The following is an 18,886-nucleotide window of genomic DNA, read 5'->3' as shown; positions in this document are numbered from 1 at the left end:
TGAATGGGGTTTACATTTGATGGCGTTCATTCGAAAAACATGAAAATCACTGCAAGAATTGTTAGTTGGCAAGTTTCTCCCGCTCCTAGAAATGCATTTGAAGTTATACCTGGTCGAATGGGAATTGCCGATCTAGGTTCAGATACATCAGAAAAATATATCAAAGTCATTTGTAATATTTTTCCGCAGCATTCATTTACCGAAGTAATTCATCTATTGGATGATGTAGCTGAATGGTTGAACCCTAATTTAGGATTAAAACAATTAGTGCTAGACGATATTCCAAACAGATATTTTTTAGCACGTTTAGTAGAGGAAGTGGATTGTGAACGAATATTAAGAAGTGCAGGTTCCTTTGAACTTACATTTGTTTGTCCAGACCCTTATGGTTATGCGATTACAGATGAGCAATTTACGATTAATTCTACTGGTAGCCATGTAGTTGAAAGGGAGTTAGGCAATATAGAATCTTTCCCGATATATCGAATGAAAGGAAATATCAGTAGTTCAAGTTCAACATTTTTAACGGTTACCACAAATGGCGAAAGTTTAAAAGTTAATGGCCCATTATCATCAAATGAAATATTAATCGTTGATAGTGGATTACTAACTGCAAAAATAACAGATACAAGTGGAAATACGGTTCGGAATGGTTTATCTGTTTTAGATGAGTTAAATTTTCCAGTTTTATATCCTGGTAGTAATGAAATAAAAGTAAATAGTACAGGAGCAGCATTTACGGAACTTCACATATTAAGTCAAAGTAGATGGAGGTGATTTTATTATGGCGATTAAATCGGTTGTAACATCTCAAACAGATTTTACTGGTGAGTTTCCGATTCATGATGAAACAGTTGCATTATGGCATTTTAATGAATCACAACCAAATAATAATCAGTTAAAAGACAGCAGTATGAATAATCATCATTTTACTATATCAAATTGGTCTGGAACATCTGCCAGTTTAGTGGCAGGGAAGTTTGGGCGATTTTTCAGGCAGAATATTGTCAATCCAACAAGTGAAAAGACGTATCTCACCGCTACCAATGATGGTAGCTTTTTTACTGATTTAGGGGAGAAAATTGTTGTCGGTGGCTGGATAAATCCAACAACCTACTCAATCGGTCAAACATTTATTCCTATATTTAGTACAAGAAATGGACCAGGACAACCAATTTTCTATATATCTTTATATCAAGGAAGACTACGATTAATGCTTTATAACAATGCTGGGACATTAATTTATGATACATCCGAGACACCAAGTATTAGCTTTGTAAATAATGGCTGGTATTTTATCACAACAATTATTAATAGAAACAATAAAACAATTCAAAACTTTATCGGTGATAGGTCGAATGGGGCGACTTGGCAATCACTTGTAAGAAATTATACAGGTGTATTGAATGAAGAATGTACCGCTGACATTGTCATGGGTATGTTACAAGATACGTATTACTATGCTGGAGGTTTTGATGATTGGTTTTTTGAGAAAGATTCAAAGTTAACAATGGAAGATATACACTTATATTTTAAATCTTCTATTCAAGCAAATGGTGCAGATAGTGCATCCCAAGTAGATGCATTAACGGAACCAGGTGCTGTTATTTTAAAGCAAGAAGATAACAAGTATCCAGGTAGTGGTGTGCTCTATACAATACCTAAAAAGTGTAGTTTAGGTGGCAATGGTAGAGTTTCAGTAACTAGTGAATATATTGCTGGAACAACTGCGATTAGTTTAGTAGAAACATCCACATCAGATGACCTTGAGGATTGGACTTCGTGGCAAACAATTGGACCAACAGGTGAATTAATTTCACCTAATAGAGCCTATATCCGCTATCGCATTACTTTAACGACAGAAGATGAAACGAAAACACCGAAACTAATAGAAGTTATATTGCATGATATCCCAAAACCTGCCTATGAAAAACTTGGATTTGCTAGGCCTGTCGTTTTGGATAGTAATGGAGCATGGGATGCAGTTTTAGAAAATGCGTTTGATGTCATTGTTACAAGTGAAATTAATGGTGCTGACATCTTAGAGTTTAAGATTCCTTTTCATGATTTAAAAAGGGAAAGTATTGAAAACGAAAAACAAATTCAAATCGTAGACGATGTGTATCGCATACGAACGATAACCGATGAAAAAAGCCAAGAAGGTAATATCATCACTCACGTATATGCAGAAGCAGATTTTTATGACTTAGCTTTTAGTACGGACAAACAGCCTATTGAATTTAATGCAGATACTGCTGATGTCCCGATGAAATATGCGGTAGAAGGAACGGAGTGGTCTGTTGGAAATGTGAATGTAACTACAAAGCGGACGTGGGAATCAGAGGAGAAAAATGCATTATCTATATTACGAGAAGTGCAAAATATCCATGGTGGGGATTTAATTTTTGATAGTGCGAATCGTTTAGTTCATTTACTGACAATTGGCGGTAAAGATAGTGGTGCGTTATTTAGCTATAGAAAGAATATGAAAAGTATTCAAAGAACAGTGGATACAAGAAGTTTAGTGACAAGATTATACGCATACGGTAAAGATGGCATGACATTTTCATCTATCAATAATAACAAAGCATATGTAGAAGATTATAGTTTTACATCGGAAGTTCGAATTGCAACACTTGATGCCTCATCATTTAGCAATCCTTATCAAATGTTAGAGTTTGCAAATATGAGGTTAGGTCAATACGCAAAGCCAAGAGTGTCTTATGTTTTAACTGCTATGGACTTATCCGTACTAACAGGTTATGAACATGAAGAGTGGGATCTAGGAGATATTGTTACCGTTAACGATAAAGAATTAAATTTACAAGTGAAGACTCGTATCGTACGCAGGCAGTACAATTTGCAAGAACCATGGAAAACAGTGATTGAATTATCGACAAAATTAAAAGAATTAGGTGATTCATCAGCCCAGTGGGATAAGGCTGCAGATATGCTACATGACACAGATGTGCTTGATCGGCAGGAAATAAAAGATTTAGTACCGTTTAACCATTTAAGAAACTCCAGAGCAGATGATGGATTTACTTACTGGGTGAATTCTGGTTTTAATGTTGATACGAATAATGGTGCAAGCGGTGATGCATCTTTTAAAGCAGAAGGTGTTTTGGGAATGACGAAATCTATGTATCAAACCGTATATCCAGCAAATCGAAAGAATTATACTATATCCGCACAAATTGGTTCTGAAAATCTAGAGAAAGGGCCAAATGGGCAAGTAGGGATTGAAGTGGAAATTGAATACGAAGATGGATCGATTGAAAAGAGAATTATTGATTTATATTAGAGGTGTTTGAAATGGTTTTTTTAACTCAAACTGCACATGCAATTACTCCAAAAGGATCTGGGAAAATTAAGAAATTAACAATTCGATTATTTGTAAAAGATTGCACTGGGACAGTGTATTTTACAGATATTCTTTTGCAAGGTGGCTCAATCGCTACTGGGTGGGTTGGGCATGTATCAGAAATAAAGTGGACTCTTGATGGTTAGGTGATTCGAATGGCGATACAATTTACTCGATTTAGTGAAACGATACGTGTGAAAGAAGATAAAAGAGTCGTAAATGTAACTTTGAAATTGTTCGTTACAGACTGTACGGGGACGATTTATTATACAGATATACAACTTCAAGAAGGCGATAAGCTAACGGGATATGTCTTAAACACAGAAACCTCACTTGAAAAATATAGAGAAGAAAGCGGGGTTCTCCCAGTTCGTTTCTATAATGGAGTGGTTAGAAGTAAAGAAATGATTGTCATATTTAATCTGGGAACAACATCTGCAGGACTGGATTGTCATATCACACCCCTTCAATCAATGAAAGCAGGAAGTATTAAACTTTCGCAAGGATATGGATCCCACCATATGAAATTTAAAGCTGTAGCAAATCCAGATGACACATTTTCATTATTGGCTTCAAGTAGACAAGCGTTGCGAAATCAAAGCAAAACAGAAAAAGAAGGGTTTTATCAATATACCGCAGCATCTGATAGTAAGCACATTGTAGAACTCGAAGAAGGAAAAGCAGCACGAGTTTTATTTGAATTCCAGGAAATGCAAGAAGGAAGTGGCAAGCAATGAGTCAATATCTAGAAGGCAAAAAGACAATGGTGTGGAGTTTCATGGGAAACGCAAGAATGTATGAGGCTTTAAACAAATACGGGGATAGGCTTGATACGGTAGGTATATTTACATTTGAGGTAGATATTACAGGTACTATTAAAGAAACAGGGACAAGTATATCGAGCATGATGCCGTATATTAATAAATGGCCTCATATAAAGTGGCTGCTAACAATCATGAATCATGGAACGGCATCTATATTTACAGCAATCAGAAATAACACAAATGGTGCAAAGGATAAGTTTTTATCTGAAATCGTTCGAATCATGAATAAGTATCCATGGTGTGATGGTGTTGATATTGATTTGGAACGTGGTGGTGGTTATGAAAATAAAGATGCTGCGAACCTCCTGTTTAAAGATATCTATCAAACTGTCAAACAACATGACTCATCAAAACTAGTCAATATCTGCTTACCTGGAATGACAGGGGTTCAAGGTTCTGTTGGTGGAGAAAACTGGTGTGTTTATGAAAACTTAGATCCTTATTGTGATACGGCTGCGATTATGAGTTATGGGATGGCTTGGGCGGGTTCCGCTCCTGGTCCTGTTTCCCCGCGAGATTGGTTGGAAGGTATTTATAATTATGCAACAAGCGTCATGTCTCCAAAGAAGATATTCTTAGGTCTTCCAGGTTACGGTTGGAACTGGCGAATTGATGATACTCCTCAGAATTTAAATAGGGTTTATCGTGGTACGTCCAACACCTATTATGCTGCACAACTTTGGATGACAGGTGGTTATAACTTTACAAATGATGCACCACCGCAACCGATGATTCCTATCATTGCTTATTGGGATGATTACGATAAAGTCCCATGGGCATTGCCACATGTCTATGATTACATGGAAGGTCCAGATGCAGTTACGAGAACCAATCCATTAATTGCAGAAGATTATAACCGAAGAAGCTTTTTAACAGCGTATAGTAAACAACAAAAGACGGAGTTTGGAAATATATATATTGACCGTCAAGGCAGTAATTATGATAGTCATGCGGGAATTGTAACTGATTCTTCTCAGATGGTTACTCTCGGTGAAAACGGTGAAACGATATATAATTTCACATTACAATCTAGTGGAACTTATGACATTGCAGTAAGAATTGGTTTTCCATTTTGGGATAAGAATTCTATTAAGATATCAATTGATAATGATGAAACAACTATTAAAGAGAGAAGGCTATGGTGGCCTTATTGGAGAACAACTTGTTGGTTAACGTTAAAGAAGAATATATCCTTAACAGCAGGTGCACATACCATCAAAGTTAAAGCAGGAATACCTGGTGTACAGTTTTATGGTTTTAGAGTTTGCTCAGACTTCAGGCAATCATCTAGCGCGGGTGAAGCAGAATTTTTACTTGCCCCGCGAAAATTTAAAGGGGTAAATGGTCAAATGGTAGAACCTGACCGGGCATTTAAATTAACGACCGAAGTATTGAGAAGAAAACCAGACTCAGCCCTTATTTGGTACGAAGACTTCAGGGATGAAAATCCGCTACCTAGCAATTATTGGACAACCCTAAGCGGTGAATGGGAAGTATGGAAAAAAGATGATTTTAACAATCCACGTCCTTATGCACAGCTTGATGGAAAAGGTGAATTGACATGGAGATATTCAGATTTTAAAGATATACACATTAGAGCAAGAATTGGATTCCCACAAAACGGAAGTGGGAGAGCAGGAGTTTTTTGTGGAGATTTGTTTTGCTGTTTAAATTATACTTCTCAACGTCTAGAGTTGTATAAAAGTAATTCATTACTGGGTAGTTATAATGTTCAAATTGAACGAACATCAAACGCTAATTTACGAACTGCTCCTAATCTGTACACGATTGAAATGCGAATTCGTAATAATTCTGTCAGGGTGTATTCCGGGGCAGCAAACACATTCAGATTTAAAGTGGATATAAACGATTTCAGTGGAGGCTATGCAGGAATTCGTTCAGATAACCGCATGATATCTGACTTACTCCGTTTAGGAGATGCATGGACATACGAACCATATGAAAGTGTAGATATAACTTTTCCAAATGGAAACACAGTAGAATTTGGAAGAATACCAAGAACAGGAGTTACCTGGGATAATGAGTTCCAAGTCTTTAAAGTAAATAATGATGTAGAAGAAATAAGCACAAGAAATGATGATATATCAATGGATTATGATTTCTTCCACTCACAAGAATTACCACTAATTGCGGGAAATGATTATACCGTCAAAATAAAACCAAAGGATATTAATCTTTGGATATCACGATTATTTCTAGGAGATGCCGATGGTTTTTCGATTCTTTATTATCAAGATGTCGATAGTCTGGTTTATTGGGCAAATGAAGCGGCTTACCGATGGAAATTACGAGGGATTGCCATTTGGTCATTAGGGCAGGAAGATATGCGAGTGTGGGAAGCATTACCCAAACAAATATGAATAATTCAAGGGTGTCTACAAAGTGTGGATGCCCTTTTTATATAGATGTTTTTAAAATTGAAGGGGGAAATATTCAATGAAGGACGTATGGAACTGGATACAAATCATCGTTACAGCACTAGGTGGATTTATTGGTTGGTTTTTAGGAGGGCTAGATGGCTTTTTGTATGCCTTGATCATATTGGTTGTTGCTGATTATATCACTGGAATTATGTGTGCAATTGTTGATAAGGAACTATCAAGTGAGATTGGTTACCGAGGAATATTTAAAAAAGTATTAATTTTTATGTTGGTAGGTGTCGGGCATATGATTGACACGCATTTGATAGGGGATGGCAGCGTTCTTAGAACAGCAGTCATCTTTTTTTATTGCTCGAATGAAGGAATTTCCATGCTAGAAAATGCTTCGCGATTAGGCCTACCAATACCTGAGAAGTTGAAAAATGTACTTGCTCAGTTAAACAATAAGGGAGGAAATGAATAATGAAATTAAAACAATTATTTTTAACGAAGAATGAATGTTACAAAGCTGGAAGGAAAATCACGCCAAAGGGAATTATGGTCCATAGCACAGGGGCAAACAATCCGAATTTAAAACGTTACGTTGGTCCAGACGATGGTTTGTTAGGAAAGAATCAATACAACAATCACTGGAACCAGCCACGTCCAGATGGTAGACAGGTGTGTGTTCATGCTTTTATTGGAAAGTTAAAAGATGGATCGATTGCAACTTACCAAACACTACCTTGGAATCATCGAGGATGGCATGCGGGAGGTGATGCAAACAACACACATATTGGTTTTGAAATCTGTGAAGATAATTTAACAAATAAAACTTACTTTAATAAGATTTATAAAGAAGCGGTTGAACTTGCTGCTTATCTTTGTAAACAATACAAATTGACAGAGAAAAATATTATCGGACATTACGAAGGTTACCAAAAGAAAATCGCTAGTAATCATGGTGACCCGCGTCATTGGTTTTCAAAACATGGTAAGTCAATGGAGACATTCCGAGCAGATGTGAAGAAAGAATTAGCGAAAGGAACAACGACATCTAAACCATCAACTGGCGGTAAGAAATTATATCGTGTGCAGATTGGAGCTTATAGTGTTAAAAAGAATGCAGATAAGCAATTGGAAAAAGCAAAGAAGGCTGGCTTTAAAGATGCGTTTGTGAAGTATGAATAAAATAAATTATCCCAAAGAGTCCAATGCTCTTTGGGATAGCTATGTTAGCTGAATTTAAATTTAGAGTGGTTTATTCAACAACAAATGTGATTTGAATAATAACTTTAGTGCTTTCTATGCCACTCCGCAATTGCTCTTGAATGTTCTTTCTGATAGAGTTCCATTGCTTCTTCAACTTTGCGGGTTAAATTATTGTCATGAATATCAAGTGCTTCCATAATATTTTTCATGTTATCAAAAGTTGCAAGTTCTGAAATGTACTCTTCCATGCTTGTATATTTTCTATTATAAAATGTGCTAAGACTTCCTTTGTTGACTCTTAAATCTCTTGAATACTCCCAAACCGCCTTCTTACTTTTAGCTGCTGAAAAATAAGCAAACCATTGTTCAATGTAATTTTCTTTAAAATAAGATTTTATTTCTCTAGCCAATGTATCTAATCTCTTACGTTCTTCTATTAATTTATTTTCAATTTCTTCTGCTTTAAGTTTACAAATTGGGCAGTTAATTGTTCGATGAACTCTTATTCTGTTCCAATCGTCCATCTCTCTAACTTCAGTATATGTGCCCTTACCACATTCACACGGATAAGTGTCTGTGCTCATTATATCCCATCCCATTTTTCGAACCTCCTTTCCTTGTTTAAATATTATTGTTTATAGATTTAATATCTTTTAATAGTTTAGGTTCCTCATCTGAAGTAATTTCAAATATACTTAATTCACAAATTCCATTTCTTATTGCAAGGTGTTCTCTTTGGTCTATAAGCATTTGCATTCTATTAATAGTGTACTCAGCTTTTTTAACGTAATCATGGCAACACTTTTTAAACTTTAATTTACTACCACACTTACACTTATCGTTTCGCTTTAACTTTCTATATGAAAACACCTTTCCGCCAATAATAAATTCGAAAGTGGAAGAATCTTCTTCATAGAAAAAGAGTTCTTTTTTTATAATGAATTCTTTATGTACTCCATCAGTATATTTTGCAAAAGAACTAGAGGGGCTTTCTTTTTCAAAATAGGGGAGGATATTTTCGAATTGAGTATCTACTGGTGCAATGCATTTTTTATAGGAATTATTCAAAATAACTCTATTAATCTCTAGTGTTTCCTTATCTGTTAATTCACTGTATGCATAATCATTTAAATAATAAGGTTTTTTACCGTTAAAAAAAACAAAATAATAGTCTTTCGACATTGGAATTAAGATAATTACATCTTTCATACCCATTTGTCTGTTACTAACATTCGAAAATCTACCTTTAATAGACAAAGCAGCGGTACTGATAAATTGATCGCTTAATAAAAAATTTGAATTGTTACTTTTAATAACACTCCACTTATACCCTTTTATTATAGATTGCGATAAGGCAATTAAATAATCAATGTTTATAATTTTTGAAATAAGTAATTCAATTTTCTCTTCTTGTGATATTGAATCATACCGACTAGAAAATTCATGTAAAAGGGCGCCACTACGATAATAGAAAATAAGGATTTCATATAAGTTGCTACTTATTATTCGGGCAACATTTTGAAAATCCTGTTTATTAATGTATGGTTCAATTTTATAGAATTCATTAGCAAACTTACCTTCAATTTCACTAAAAATAGATTCTAAAGAATTCTTTTTTAAATGGTCATGTTCATATATGAATTTTTCGCTCATGGCTTTATTAGTATTGGTTATATAAAAACGATTGGTTGGTATTAAAAACTCACACACTTGATTGCTTTTATTAGCAAACCTTTTTAAAATGAATTGCGAAACATAATGTTGATTCTTGACAAATTCAGACAAATTACATCCCCCATTTAATGTGGATTAGTGTTAATGTCAGCTAAAGGATTTAATAACATCAACATTTCCAATCCAGTCATATTTGGTAACATTTTTAGAAAATCATCAAAATGCTCCCTGGTACCAAAAGAAAATGAAGCTAATTTCTGAATAGGTTCAAATGAGCTAGATTTATTGTTAAATAGTAATTGATAGATCCTCATGATGTGTTCTGAATCTTGGAAATGGGATAGAACTGCAATACCGATTTGATCTGAATTAGTCGGAAAAAACGTATCCTCTATCTCCATTTCGGCTAACATTTCATTAGGGAAAACAACGTTTTTTGAAGCTTCCATAAAATCACCTCACTTTATTTAAAACTCACAAATTATTGCAATATTCCATTTTTATGTATGGCTAATATTATACCACGTTTAAATCTATTGGTAATTTTAATTAAGTATTAGGGGTTCGAATTCCCTCTATTTTTCGCATATAGGTAGAAGACTATTTAGGAGGAAAACCATATGCGAATGACACAACTCTCACCAAATCATCAAACAACTGAAATAAAACCATCAAGACCAAATAAAGAACAACTTCAAAATGAACTCAATTTTCATCTTGCTGAAAAAATGCTTATGAAACTATATGAAGAAGAGCTTATTTCGCGGGAAGAATTCGATCAAATAAGTAAATTAAATCGTCAAAAATTCAATCTATTATTAGGCCCTTTAATGTGCGATAAACCTTGATATAACAGTGTTCTAACGCTAATATGTCACATACAAGAAACGGGGGTGAGTGGATGAGAAAGATAACAACACTTGATGTGACAACATCTTCAGTAGTAAAACCGAAACAAAAGGTAGCCGCATATATACGAGTGTCAACATCAAATGAGGATCAGCTTATTAGTTTAGAAGCACAAAGGCGACACTACAAAACTTTAATTGAAAATAATGATGAATGGCAGCTAGTTGATATTTATAGTGATGAAGGTATTACAGCAACGAAAAAGGATAGACGGTCAGAATTGCTTCGCTTAATATCTGATTGTGAAAAAGGAAAGATTGACCTCATTTTAACAAAATCTATTAGTCGATTTGCGAGAAACACGATTGACTGCCTGGAACTGGTTAGAAAATTGATGGACTTAGGTGTGCACATTTATTTTGAAAAAGAAAACATCAATACAAATTCTATGGAAAGTGAACTCATGCTTTCAATCTTAAGTAGCCTTGCAGAAAACGAATCAGTGTCACTTTCAGAAAACAGTAAGTGGTCGATTAGACAACGATTCAAACGAGGGACTTACAAATTGTCATATCCGCCATACGGTTACGATTATATCGATGAAAGGGTGGTTGTAAATGAAGAACAAGCACCAGTAGTCAAGCGGATATTCAATAGTGTGCTTAAAGGAGTGGGAACAGAGCGGATTGCTAGGGAATTAAATGAGGAAAAAATTACCACAAAACGAAATGGCAATTGGACAGGTTCTACGATACGTGGAATTGTTAAGAACGAAAAATACACTGGAGATGTGCTACTTCAAAAGACTTTTACTGATGAGCATTTTAATCGAAAAGTAAATCAAGGTGAATTGGATCAATACCTAATTGAAAATCATCATGAAGCGATTATCACACATGCTGACTTTGAAGCGGCTAATCGAATGCTAGAATATCAAGCAAGCCAAAAGAATGTAGCAGTCGGAAGTAAAAAATATTTAAACCGCTATCCTTTTTCAGGAAAGATTGAATGTGCGGAATGTGGCCATACATTTAAAAGAAGAATTCATACTTCAACCCATAAAAAATATATCGCCTGGTGCTGTTCAACACATATCAAATACAGAGACGAATGTTCAATGCTTTTTATAAGGGAAGAACGTATTCATCAAGCATTTATTACGATGATGAATAAACTAAAGTTTGGTTATAGTTATGTATTAATCCCACTATCCAAACAACTAGAAACGTCAAATCAAGATGAAAACTATCAAATGATTTCTGAAATAGAAGCACAACTCGAAGTTACAAAAGATGAACTGAATACATTAATTCAATTAATGACAAAAGGCTTTTTAGAACCTGCTATTTTCAATCAACAGAAAATTGAATTGTCCCAAAAGAATATGAAGCTAAAAGAAGAAAGAGAGCAGTTACTGTATTTAATCAATGACAGTTCAAATCAGCTAAGTGAAGTAAAGCGGCTTATTAAATACTTTAAACAAGGAATATTTATAGATGCATTTGATGAAGAATCTTTTCAAGACATTGTAAAAAAGATAATCGTATATTCACCAAATGAGATAGGATTTCATTTGAATTGTGGCATTACACTTAGAGAAAGGATTGATCGCTAATGGCACATACACCTTTTGGATATGCAATAGTAAACGGAAAAATTGAAGTTCATGCCAAAGAAGCTGAGCAATTAAAGCTTTTAATCGCATCATACTTATCGGGCCAATCTGTAGCTAATGCAGCAAGGGAATCTGGTATTAATCGGTCACATGGCGGAATTACTAGAATATTAACAGATGAAAGGTATCTAGGAAATGAATTGTTTCCGAGATTAATTTCAAAAGAACAATTTGAACAATTAAAAAACGAAAGATTTAAACGAGCGAAAAAACTAGGACGATTAAATAGAACGAAAGAGGAAGAGTCATTTACACCATGTTTTGAATTTACGATCGGAGAAGTGGAAGACAAATACAACAATCCAATTAAACAAGCAGAATATGTATACAGATTAATTAAAGAAGAGGTGACTTAAAATGGCTTTAGCAAGAAGCGTAACAGTTATCCCAGCTAGGAGAAGAACGAGAAATGTTGATGCAGAGGATAAGAAAAAGTTGAAAGTGGCAGCTTATTGTCGGGTTTCAACAGATAGCGAAGAACAAGCAACTAGTTATGAAGTTCAAGTGGAACACTACACTACCTATATTCAGAACAATCCTGAATGGGAGTTGGCAGGCATTTATGCGGACGATGGAATATCTGGGACAAATACCAAAAAGCGTGAGCAGTTTAATAAAATGATTGAAGATAGCATGAATGGCAAAATCGATATGATCATCACAAAGTCCATCAGTCGTTTTGCGAGAAACACGCTGGACTGTTTGAAATACATTAGACAGCTTAAGGATAAAGAAATACCTGTGTTTTTTGAAAAAGAAAACATCAATACAATGGATGCAAAAGGTGAAATTATGCTCACCATCATGGCATCCCTAGCACAACAAGAAAGTCAGTCACTTAGCCAAAATGTAAAACTAGGTATTCAATACCGATATCAGCAAGGCGAGGTGCAGGTAAACCATAATCGTTTTCTAGGCTATACAAAAGATGAACATAACAAATTAGTCATCAAACCAGAACAAGCAAAAATCGTTAAACGAATTTACCGAGAATATTTAGAAGGGGCTAGCTTGGTTCAAATTGCACGTGGACTTGAAGCGGATGAAATACTTACCGCAGCTAAACGATCTAAGTGGCGGCCAGAGTCGATTAAAAAGATTCTCCAAAACGAAAAGTATATCGGGGATGCATTACTTCAAAAGACATATACTGTAGATTTCTTAACCAAGAAGCGAGTTGTAAATAACGGACATGTCCCTCAATATTATGTTGAAAATAACCACGAACCAATCATTCCAAGAGAGATTTACCTACAAGTTCAAGAAGAAATGATGCGAAGGGCAAATATTCGAAACGGAAAAACTGGAAAGAAACGAGTGTATAGCAGCAAGTATGCCTTGTCGAGCATTGTCTTTTGCAAAGAATGTGAAGATGTTTTCCGAAGGGTACATTGGAATAACCGAGGATACAGATCTATCGTGTGGCGATGCGTTAGCAGGCTAGAAAGAAAAACACATCTTTGCAATGCAGAAACAATCAGAGAAGATGAACTTCACCAAGCAATAGTACAAGCCATCAATGAAGTGTTAGGAAACAAGGATAACTATTTGAATATATTAATGGAAAATATTGAAACAGTTTTGAATGAAAATGCGGATAAACCAACAACTGATATTGACAAAAAGTTAGAAGAGCTCCAAATGGAACTGCTCAGACTCGCAAATTCAAAAGAAGATTATGATGACGTGGCAGAAGAAATATACCGATTACGGGAACTGAAGCAGGAAGTCATGATGAAAAATGCAACACGAGAGGGACTTAGACAGCGGATTGAAGAAATGACAAAGTTTTTAAAAGAGCAACCGCAGCAACTTGAAGTGTATGACGATTTACTTGTGAGACGCTTGGTTGAAAAGATAACGATTCATGAAAGACAATTAACAATTGAATTTAAGTCAGGGATTGAGATTGCAAAAGAAATATAATATGAATACTTTACGAGCTCATGTCGGAAAAGGCATGGGCTTTTATTAGTGTTAAATTGACCGAAAATTTTAATAGTTATAGAATATAAGTAAACGAAATTAGATGGGGTGGTATTTTTGTTATCAATTTCTAGGGAAGATTTATATGGTGAAATCTGGTCTGTTGGAATGACAAAAGCAGCTAAGAAACTTGATATACCTTATGATAAGTTGAAAAAGGCATGTGTTAATCATGATATTCCACTACCAACTCAGTCTTATTGGAGTAAATTATATATGGGAAATGAAAAACCGTCTCAACCTGAATTGCCTAAGGCAGAAGATAATGTAGTGATTACAATTAAAAAAGCGAAAAAGCAACAAGTTAAATTAGCTCCAAAAAAGATTGTTAAGTCTACAAAACAAAAAGAAAAACAAGAATCACCACCATTAAAAACAAGTCACGGCAAATTATCAGAACAGGAAAAAAGTTATTTTTCTTACTTTAAACAAGATGAAGATAGGTTAATAGATATTTATAATAATTTAAAAATAAATAAAACACTATCTTCAAAACCACATAAGGCGATAGTAGGGTATCGTAAAAAAACTCAATCCTATCGAGAAGATAAATTGAGAATTAAATCGGCATCCGGAAAGATATTCCCGGAAGTCTTACCTTTTATAGATAGTTTGTTCAAGGCCCTTGAGAAAGTGGGAGCTAAGATTGTTCCCAAATATGATGAAACTGAAGTTATACTTAAAGATAAATATACTATTACCTTGAACTTTAAACTACCTTGTAGAAAAATTAACCTATCAACAGAAGATGAAAGATATTCTACTTATCATACATTTGAATATGAGACTAAAGGAATAATAAATGTGGAAGTTGGTTATAAGTTATCTTGGTATAGTTGGGGTAGAAGTGAAAAAAATATCAATCAAACGAAGAGGATGTCTATAGAAGATCTTATAAGAAAAGTGTTTGTCTATATATTTTCGTTACCTGAGGTAATAGATGAAGAAGAGAAGGCTTATATTATTAAGGAAAAGCAAAGGCTAAAAGAGGAAGAGGAAAGATTAATCTTACAGGAAAAGCGAGACAATGAATACACAAAAACACAGCAACTTATAAACAATTCTTTGAATTACTTCTATTCTAAATTAATTCAGGAATATGTTGCTGCTGAAATGAATAAAGATTCAGAGGAATATGAATGGGCAATGAGAAAGGTGAAATGGATTCGTGATTCAGAAAAATATCCTGATGAATTGTTAACAGAGAACGAAAAGGAAAAACTTTTTACTAAGAAAACTATCCGAATGAACTTTTAGTCCCGGGCTCAATATAAGGTGGGGTCAATGTGAATCTATTTAAAAATCTATTCAAGAAATAGAAAGAAAATTATAGTGAACCAAGTGAAGGGTCAATGGGTGGTTAACAATAAAATTATTTCCAGATAAAAATAGAATTTCAGTATCATGTTCACGAATGTGAAGTACCTGTATTATATACTTCATATGCAATTGCTTATCGTAAGTTAAAAGTTTGTGATAATGAGATAGCGATTCTAGATGAGGCAATCGAAAGATTTAGCTATGAAGATAATGTAGTATTAATTCAAAAGTTTAAAAATCATCGAGAACGAGTATTGAATGGAAAAAGAAAGGTGAATTGCAATGATTTATGATTTTACGTTTAGATTATAAATGTGTTCTCGCGTACCACAAAAATAGTCAACGTGTTTCCACACACGTAAGGTTTACTAAAATTCGCTAAACGACTAATACTATTCACTCAAAACCATGCAGCATCTGTTGAGTAGATGTCTAGGGAATAAACGTTGAAATAATAAGAATTTTAGATGAAACATTCTTTTGCTGGTCAGTGAGGGGCAGGATTTCGCTGTAAAGTATTATTATTATTATGCAGGACTGATTACCTGCCACCTAAATTTACAAATGATGATTTTGGAGAAGATGTTATGAACTATATTATTAAAGACGGTAGAAATTTTATGTCAATCTCAAATAAAATAGAAGCTGAGTACCATAAGCATTGGATGTTACAAATGTTCCTTAGTAGTCAAGAAGAAACAAGCATTGAAGTTAATGGGGAGCGTATCTTATGTAGTGCTATTCTTGTAAATATGGATACAGTTCATTCATTTAATTCAGAAAGTGAGTTTCATTTTACTATTCTAATGGATCCTACAACTGAACTAGGCTGTGCGGCAAAGAGACTATTAATGGATCAGCCTTATTATGTTTTTCCTTATGAAAAGACGATTGTTATGCAGGCGGATTTTAAAAAATTACTCAAACAAAAATGCAATGATGACATAATATTTTATTGCGAGAGCATTATATCTCATGTATCTTACGGTAATATAAAGGGTTTTGATGAACGGGTTACGAAAGTTTTAAATCTTTTGGATGATTGTATGTGTGAAGATGAATTACATCAGTTAAAGTATCTTTCTAAAAAGACATATCTTTCTGAAAGTCGTTTAGCTCATTTGTTCAAGGATCAAACGGGCATTCCCCTAAAAAGCTATATTGTTTTACATAAACTTCAGAAAGCATACGAGTTAATCTTCAATGGTGAAAATTTGACTGTAGCAGCTATTGAAGCTGGTTTTTATAGCCCGTCACATTTTGCATATACGAATAAGATGATGACAGGGATGTCAGCGACAAATATCGTAAAAGATAGCGAGTTTTTGAAAGTTCTTTGAGAGATATATTGGTAAAGTATAATCAAGTAAAAAGGAGGATTATACGATGAATAAGTACTTAAAAGAAACCCAAATGTTAAATTTTAGCCATAGGACAATACAGGAATTAGTAACGAAAAAGAAGTGGGGAAATAATGAGGAATTCCAAAAGATCCAGAAAATCTACAATTTTGTACGTGACGATATTGCATTTGGATATAATACAGATGATATGTTATCCGCTTCTGAGGTGTTAAAAGATGGTTATGGACAGTGCAATACAAAGGGAATATTATTTATGGCACTTCTAAGGGCCGTTGGAGTACCTTGCAGAATTCATGGTTTTACTATTGATAAGAAATTGCAAAAAGGTGCAATGACAGGTATTATTTATAAACTTGCTCCCAAAAGTATTATTCATAGCTGGGTTGAGGTTCAATATAAAGGGCATTGGTATAACATTGAGGGTTTTATTCTTGATAGCCAATATTTGAAGAAACTCCAAGAAAAGTTTTCTGATTGCAAAGCCAGTTTTTGTGGATATGGTGCTGCTACCGATAACTTTCAAAATCCACAAGTAGATTGGAATGCCAATGATACTTATATTCAAAAAGATGGTATTAACCACGATTTTGGTGTGTTCAATTCACCTGATGAATTCTTCGGAGAATATCAACAACAATTGACACCATTCAAAAAGTGGATTTATCGGAATATAGGACGTAAACTGATGAATCGCAATGTAGCAAGAATTCGCGCTTAGCATAAGATGGTGAACATCATTGGAAGCTAACAAATTCCAATTTATCTATTGAGTTATTAGCAGTGTTCGTAGCAAAAGTTAAACTCATTATTTTTATACAAATGCATTTGACATGTTTCCGCGAACGTACAAATAAGTCGATATGTTCCCACATACGAACATTACACTAAAATGTGTAGATACATCAATTCTATCAACTCGTCTCACGTTGAGTGCGTAGCATTGATGTCTAGGGAATAAGTGCATCAGTAATTAAAGTATTGATATAGCAAGGTTTGTAGGGTTTCATCTAAGTTTATTTTATGTGAATAAACAAGTGAAACCCTTTTTGTTATTGGCTTTAAAACCACTGAAATTCGGGGTTGAGTTGATAGAATGGATTTTGGGTAGGGAGTTGACAGGATAGATAACTGGGGGAAATCATGTTATATTTAGACTAATTAACATTGCCGAAAATACATTAAATGTGATTAGTCTAAGTATGATATTTTCAATACGATTTCTGGAGGATAAGAAAATGTCTGAAAATCGAAGGGTACATTTCATTCCACCAAAACCTGTTCAACGTGAGAAGCGGGTGGGGATATATTGTCGGGTAAGTTCAAACAGCATGGAACAATTAAATAGTTTAACAAACCAAGTATCTGCACTTACCAGGTTAACAGCCGTCACTCCGAATTGGTTGCTTGTTGATACATATATAGATATTGTATCAGGGAAGACAGGTTCAAAACGTAAAGAGTTTATGCGCATGTTAGAAGATTGTCAGGCAAAGAACATAGAGATCATTATCACTAAAAACATTAGTCGCTTTGGTCGTGATACAGTTGAAGTGCTAGAATCACTTCATAAATTGAGAGAACATGGGGTTCGTGTAATATTTGAACAAGAAGGACTCGATACAGCTGATACGGATAGTGAATTGATGATTTCTATTATAGAATCAATTGCACAAGCAGAAAATGAATCTCGCAGTGAAAATATTAAATGGGGCTATAGACGTCATGCAGCACAAGGAACATCAAAATTATATAACCGAAAATGTTATGGCTATGAAAATGATGCAGATGGAGAATTAATCATTAAAAAAGATGAATCTAAAAATGTTCGTTTAATTTTCGAACTGTACTTACGCGGGTTTAGCATTATTGGTATAAAGCGAGAATTAGAAAAACGAGGAATAAAAACACCAACAGGAAAAGAAAAATGGAGTAAAAGAACAATTGATGTCATGCTGAGCAATGAGAAATATATTGGTCTAGTAAGATTACTCAATGCAGGAGAACATCAAGAGTATTATGTGTCTGAAAACAATCATCCAGCAATCATTTCAAAAGAGCAATTTGAAGCGGTGCAAGCGGAAAAGAAGAATAGAAGTAATGTTGTGAAAAGGAAGAATGGGGTGAAACGGAAAGATACAAAATATAGTTCGAAAAGGAATAATACAGAATAGCCTAAGCAGAAAAAGCAACATGGCACCAAATGAATTTATTTCAGCAAGTATTGATAGATTAGTGAT

General features: G+C 34.4%; 18 protein-coding genes. 15 read left to right on the top strand and 3 right to left on the bottom strand.

All coding sequences use genetic code 11. The features are described from left to right. Positions 1-3: 3 nt before the first annotated feature. The 7 genes from SPD45_RS10280 (at position 4) to SPD45_RS10250 (ending at position 7,760) form a co-directional block, all read left to right on the top strand. Positions 4-777, top strand: a complete 774-nt coding sequence (locus SPD45_RS10280) for a distal tail protein Dit (protein ID WP_211651040.1) — start codon at positions 4-6, stop codon at positions 775-777. Between the two features lie 7 nt (positions 778-784). After that, a complete protein-coding gene (locus tag SPD45_RS10275) occupies positions 785-3,304 on the top strand; it encodes a phage tail protein (RefSeq protein ID WP_336267655.1) in 2,520 nt (839 codons plus the stop codon). Between the two features lie 11 nt (positions 3,305-3,315). Then, entirely contained in the window at positions 3,316-3,510 is a 195-nt protein-coding gene (locus SPD45_RS10270; protein ID WP_057995379.1) for a hypothetical protein, read from the top strand. A 9-nt stretch (positions 3,511-3,519) separates the two neighbouring features. Then, entirely contained in the window at positions 3,520-4,101 is a 582-nt protein-coding gene (locus tag SPD45_RS10265) for a hypothetical protein (RefSeq protein ID WP_336267654.1), read from the top strand. After that, on the top strand, positions 4,098-6,569 hold the full coding sequence (locus SPD45_RS10260; RefSeq protein WP_336267653.1) for a glycosyl hydrolase family 18 protein: 2,472 nt from the start codon (positions 4,098-4,100) through the stop codon (positions 6,567-6,569). The genes SPD45_RS10265 and SPD45_RS10260 overlap by 4 nt, the downstream gene beginning before the upstream one ends. A 76-nt stretch (positions 6,570-6,645) precedes the next feature. Further along, a complete protein-coding gene (locus SPD45_RS10255; RefSeq protein ID WP_336267651.1) occupies positions 6,646-7,053 on the top strand; it encodes a phage holin family protein in 408 nt (135 codons plus the stop codon). Beyond that, positions 7,053-7,760, top strand: coding sequence for an N-acetylmuramoyl-L-alanine amidase (locus SPD45_RS10250; protein ID WP_336267650.1), 708 nt, complete (start codon positions 7,053-7,055; stop codon positions 7,758-7,760). The genes SPD45_RS10255 and SPD45_RS10250 overlap by 1 nt, the downstream gene beginning before the upstream one ends. Before the next feature lie 104 nt (positions 7,761-7,864). On the opposite strand, the gene SPD45_RS10245 is transcribed toward SPD45_RS10250, so the two are convergent. Genes SPD45_RS10245 through SPD45_RS10235 form a run of 3 tightly spaced genes read right to left on the bottom strand, consistent with a single transcriptional unit; the run spans position 7,865 to position 9,904 of the window. Next, entirely contained in the window at positions 7,865-8,380 is a 516-nt protein-coding gene (locus SPD45_RS10245; protein ID WP_336267649.1) for a hypothetical protein, read from the bottom strand. Between the two features lie 22 nt (positions 8,381-8,402). Beyond that, complete coding sequence (locus tag SPD45_RS10240; protein ID WP_336267648.1) at positions 8,403-9,566, bottom strand: DUF4238 domain-containing protein; 1,164 nt, start codon at positions 9,564-9,566, stop codon at positions 8,403-8,405. A gap of 14 nt (positions 9,567-9,580) precedes the next feature. Beyond that, positions 9,581-9,904, bottom strand: coding sequence for a hypothetical protein (locus SPD45_RS10235; RefSeq protein ID WP_336267647.1), 324 nt, complete (start codon positions 9,902-9,904; stop codon positions 9,581-9,583). Positions 9,905-10,075: 171 nt separating this feature from the next. Here SPD45_RS10235 and SPD45_RS10230 point away from each other — a divergent pair, with 171 nt between their 5' ends. The 8 genes from SPD45_RS10230 (at position 10,076) to SPD45_RS10195 (ending at position 18,820) form a co-directional block, all read left to right on the top strand. Then, the gene (locus SPD45_RS10230; protein WP_336267645.1) at positions 10,076-10,303 is read left to right on the top strand and encodes an SHOCT domain-containing protein; all 228 of its coding nucleotides are present in this window, start codon (positions 10,076-10,078) and stop codon (positions 10,301-10,303) included. 53 nt (positions 10,304-10,356) lie between these two features. Then, the gene (locus SPD45_RS10225; protein WP_336267644.1) at positions 10,357-11,919 is read left to right on the top strand and encodes a recombinase family protein; all 1,563 of its coding nucleotides are present in this window, start codon (positions 10,357-10,359) and stop codon (positions 11,917-11,919) included. Beyond that, a complete protein-coding gene (locus SPD45_RS10220) occupies positions 11,919-12,335 on the top strand; it encodes a recombinase (RefSeq protein ID WP_336267643.1) in 417 nt (138 codons plus the stop codon). The genes SPD45_RS10225 and SPD45_RS10220 overlap by 1 nt, the downstream gene beginning before the upstream one ends. 1 nt (position 12,336) lies before the next feature. Further along, positions 12,337-13,905 (top strand): recombinase family protein, encoded by a 1,569-nt coding sequence (locus SPD45_RS10215; RefSeq protein WP_336267642.1) that lies wholly within the window; start codon positions 12,337-12,339, stop codon positions 13,903-13,905. A gap of 108 nt (positions 13,906-14,013) precedes the next feature. After that, positions 14,014-15,222: a hypothetical protein gene (locus tag SPD45_RS10210; protein WP_442962017.1), complete on the top strand. Its 1,209-nt coding sequence runs from the start codon at positions 14,014-14,016 to the stop codon at positions 15,220-15,222. 650 nt (positions 15,223-15,872) lie between these two features. After that, on the top strand, positions 15,873-16,625 hold the full coding sequence (locus SPD45_RS10205) for a helix-turn-helix domain-containing protein (protein WP_146938719.1): 753 nt from the start codon (positions 15,873-15,875) through the stop codon (positions 16,623-16,625). 46 nt (positions 16,626-16,671) lie between these two features. Next, positions 16,672-17,367: a transglutaminase-like domain-containing protein gene (locus SPD45_RS10200; RefSeq protein WP_146938720.1), complete on the top strand. Its 696-nt coding sequence runs from the start codon at positions 16,672-16,674 to the stop codon at positions 17,365-17,367. Between the two features lie 517 nt (positions 17,368-17,884). Beyond that, positions 17,885-18,820 (top strand): recombinase family protein, encoded by a 936-nt coding sequence (locus SPD45_RS10195; protein WP_336267640.1) that lies wholly within the window; start codon positions 17,885-17,887, stop codon positions 18,818-18,820. Positions 18,821-18,886 lie beyond the last annotated feature (66 nt).

Origin of the sequence: Pseudogracilibacillus sp. SO10305, assembly GCF_037072005.1 — a bacterium.
In the GTDB taxonomy this organism is placed as follows: Bacteria; Bacillota; Bacilli; order Bacillales; family Amphibacillaceae; genus Pseudogracilibacillus; species Pseudogracilibacillus intestinigallinarum.
This window is presented reverse-complemented; position numbering and strand designations above follow the sequence as displayed.

Coding starts and splice junctions, on each gene's coding strand:
- SPD45_RS10265 (WP_336267654.1), top strand. CDS start 3,520: ATGGCGATACAATTTACTCGATTTAGTGAAACGATACGTGTGAAAGAA.
- SPD45_RS10200 (WP_146938720.1), top strand. CDS start 16,672: ATGAATAAGTACTTAAAAGAAACCCAAATGTTAAATTTTAGCCATAGG.
- SPD45_RS10235 (WP_336267647.1), bottom strand. CDS start 9,904: ATGGAAGCTTCAAAAAACGTTGTTTTCCCTAATGAAATGTTAGCCGAA.
- SPD45_RS10245 (WP_336267649.1), bottom strand. CDS start 8,380: ATGGGATGGGATATAATGAGCACAGACACTTATCCGTGTGAATGTGGT.
- SPD45_RS10195 (WP_336267640.1), top strand. CDS start 17,885: ATGTCTGAAAATCGAAGGGTACATTTCATTCCACCAAAACCTGTTCAA.
- SPD45_RS10280 (WP_211651040.1), top strand. CDS start 4: ATGGGGTTTACATTTGATGGCGTTCATTCGAAAAACATGAAAATCACT.
- SPD45_RS10275 (WP_336267655.1), top strand. CDS start 785: ATGGCGATTAAATCGGTTGTAACATCTCAAACAGATTTTACTGGTGAG.
- SPD45_RS10220 (WP_336267643.1), top strand. CDS start 11,919: ATGGCACATACACCTTTTGGATATGCAATAGTAAACGGAAAAATTGAA.
- SPD45_RS10225 (WP_336267644.1), top strand. CDS start 10,357: ATGAGAAAGATAACAACACTTGATGTGACAACATCTTCAGTAGTAAAA.
- SPD45_RS10250 (WP_336267650.1), top strand. CDS start 7,053: ATGAAATTAAAACAATTATTTTTAACGAAGAATGAATGTTACAAAGCT.
- SPD45_RS10230 (WP_336267645.1), top strand. CDS start 10,076: ATGCGAATGACACAACTCTCACCAAATCATCAAACAACTGAAATAAAA.
- SPD45_RS10215 (WP_336267642.1), top strand. CDS start 12,337: ATGGCTTTAGCAAGAAGCGTAACAGTTATCCCAGCTAGGAGAAGAACG.
- SPD45_RS10270 (WP_057995379.1), top strand. CDS start 3,316: ATGGTTTTTTTAACTCAAACTGCACATGCAATTACTCCAAAAGGATCT.
- SPD45_RS10255 (WP_336267651.1), top strand. CDS start 6,646: ATGAAGGACGTATGGAACTGGATACAAATCATCGTTACAGCACTAGGT.
- SPD45_RS10260 (WP_336267653.1), top strand. CDS start 4,098: ATGAGTCAATATCTAGAAGGCAAAAAGACAATGGTGTGGAGTTTCATG.
- SPD45_RS10205 (WP_146938719.1), top strand. CDS start 15,873: ATGAACTATATTATTAAAGACGGTAGAAATTTTATGTCAATCTCAAAT.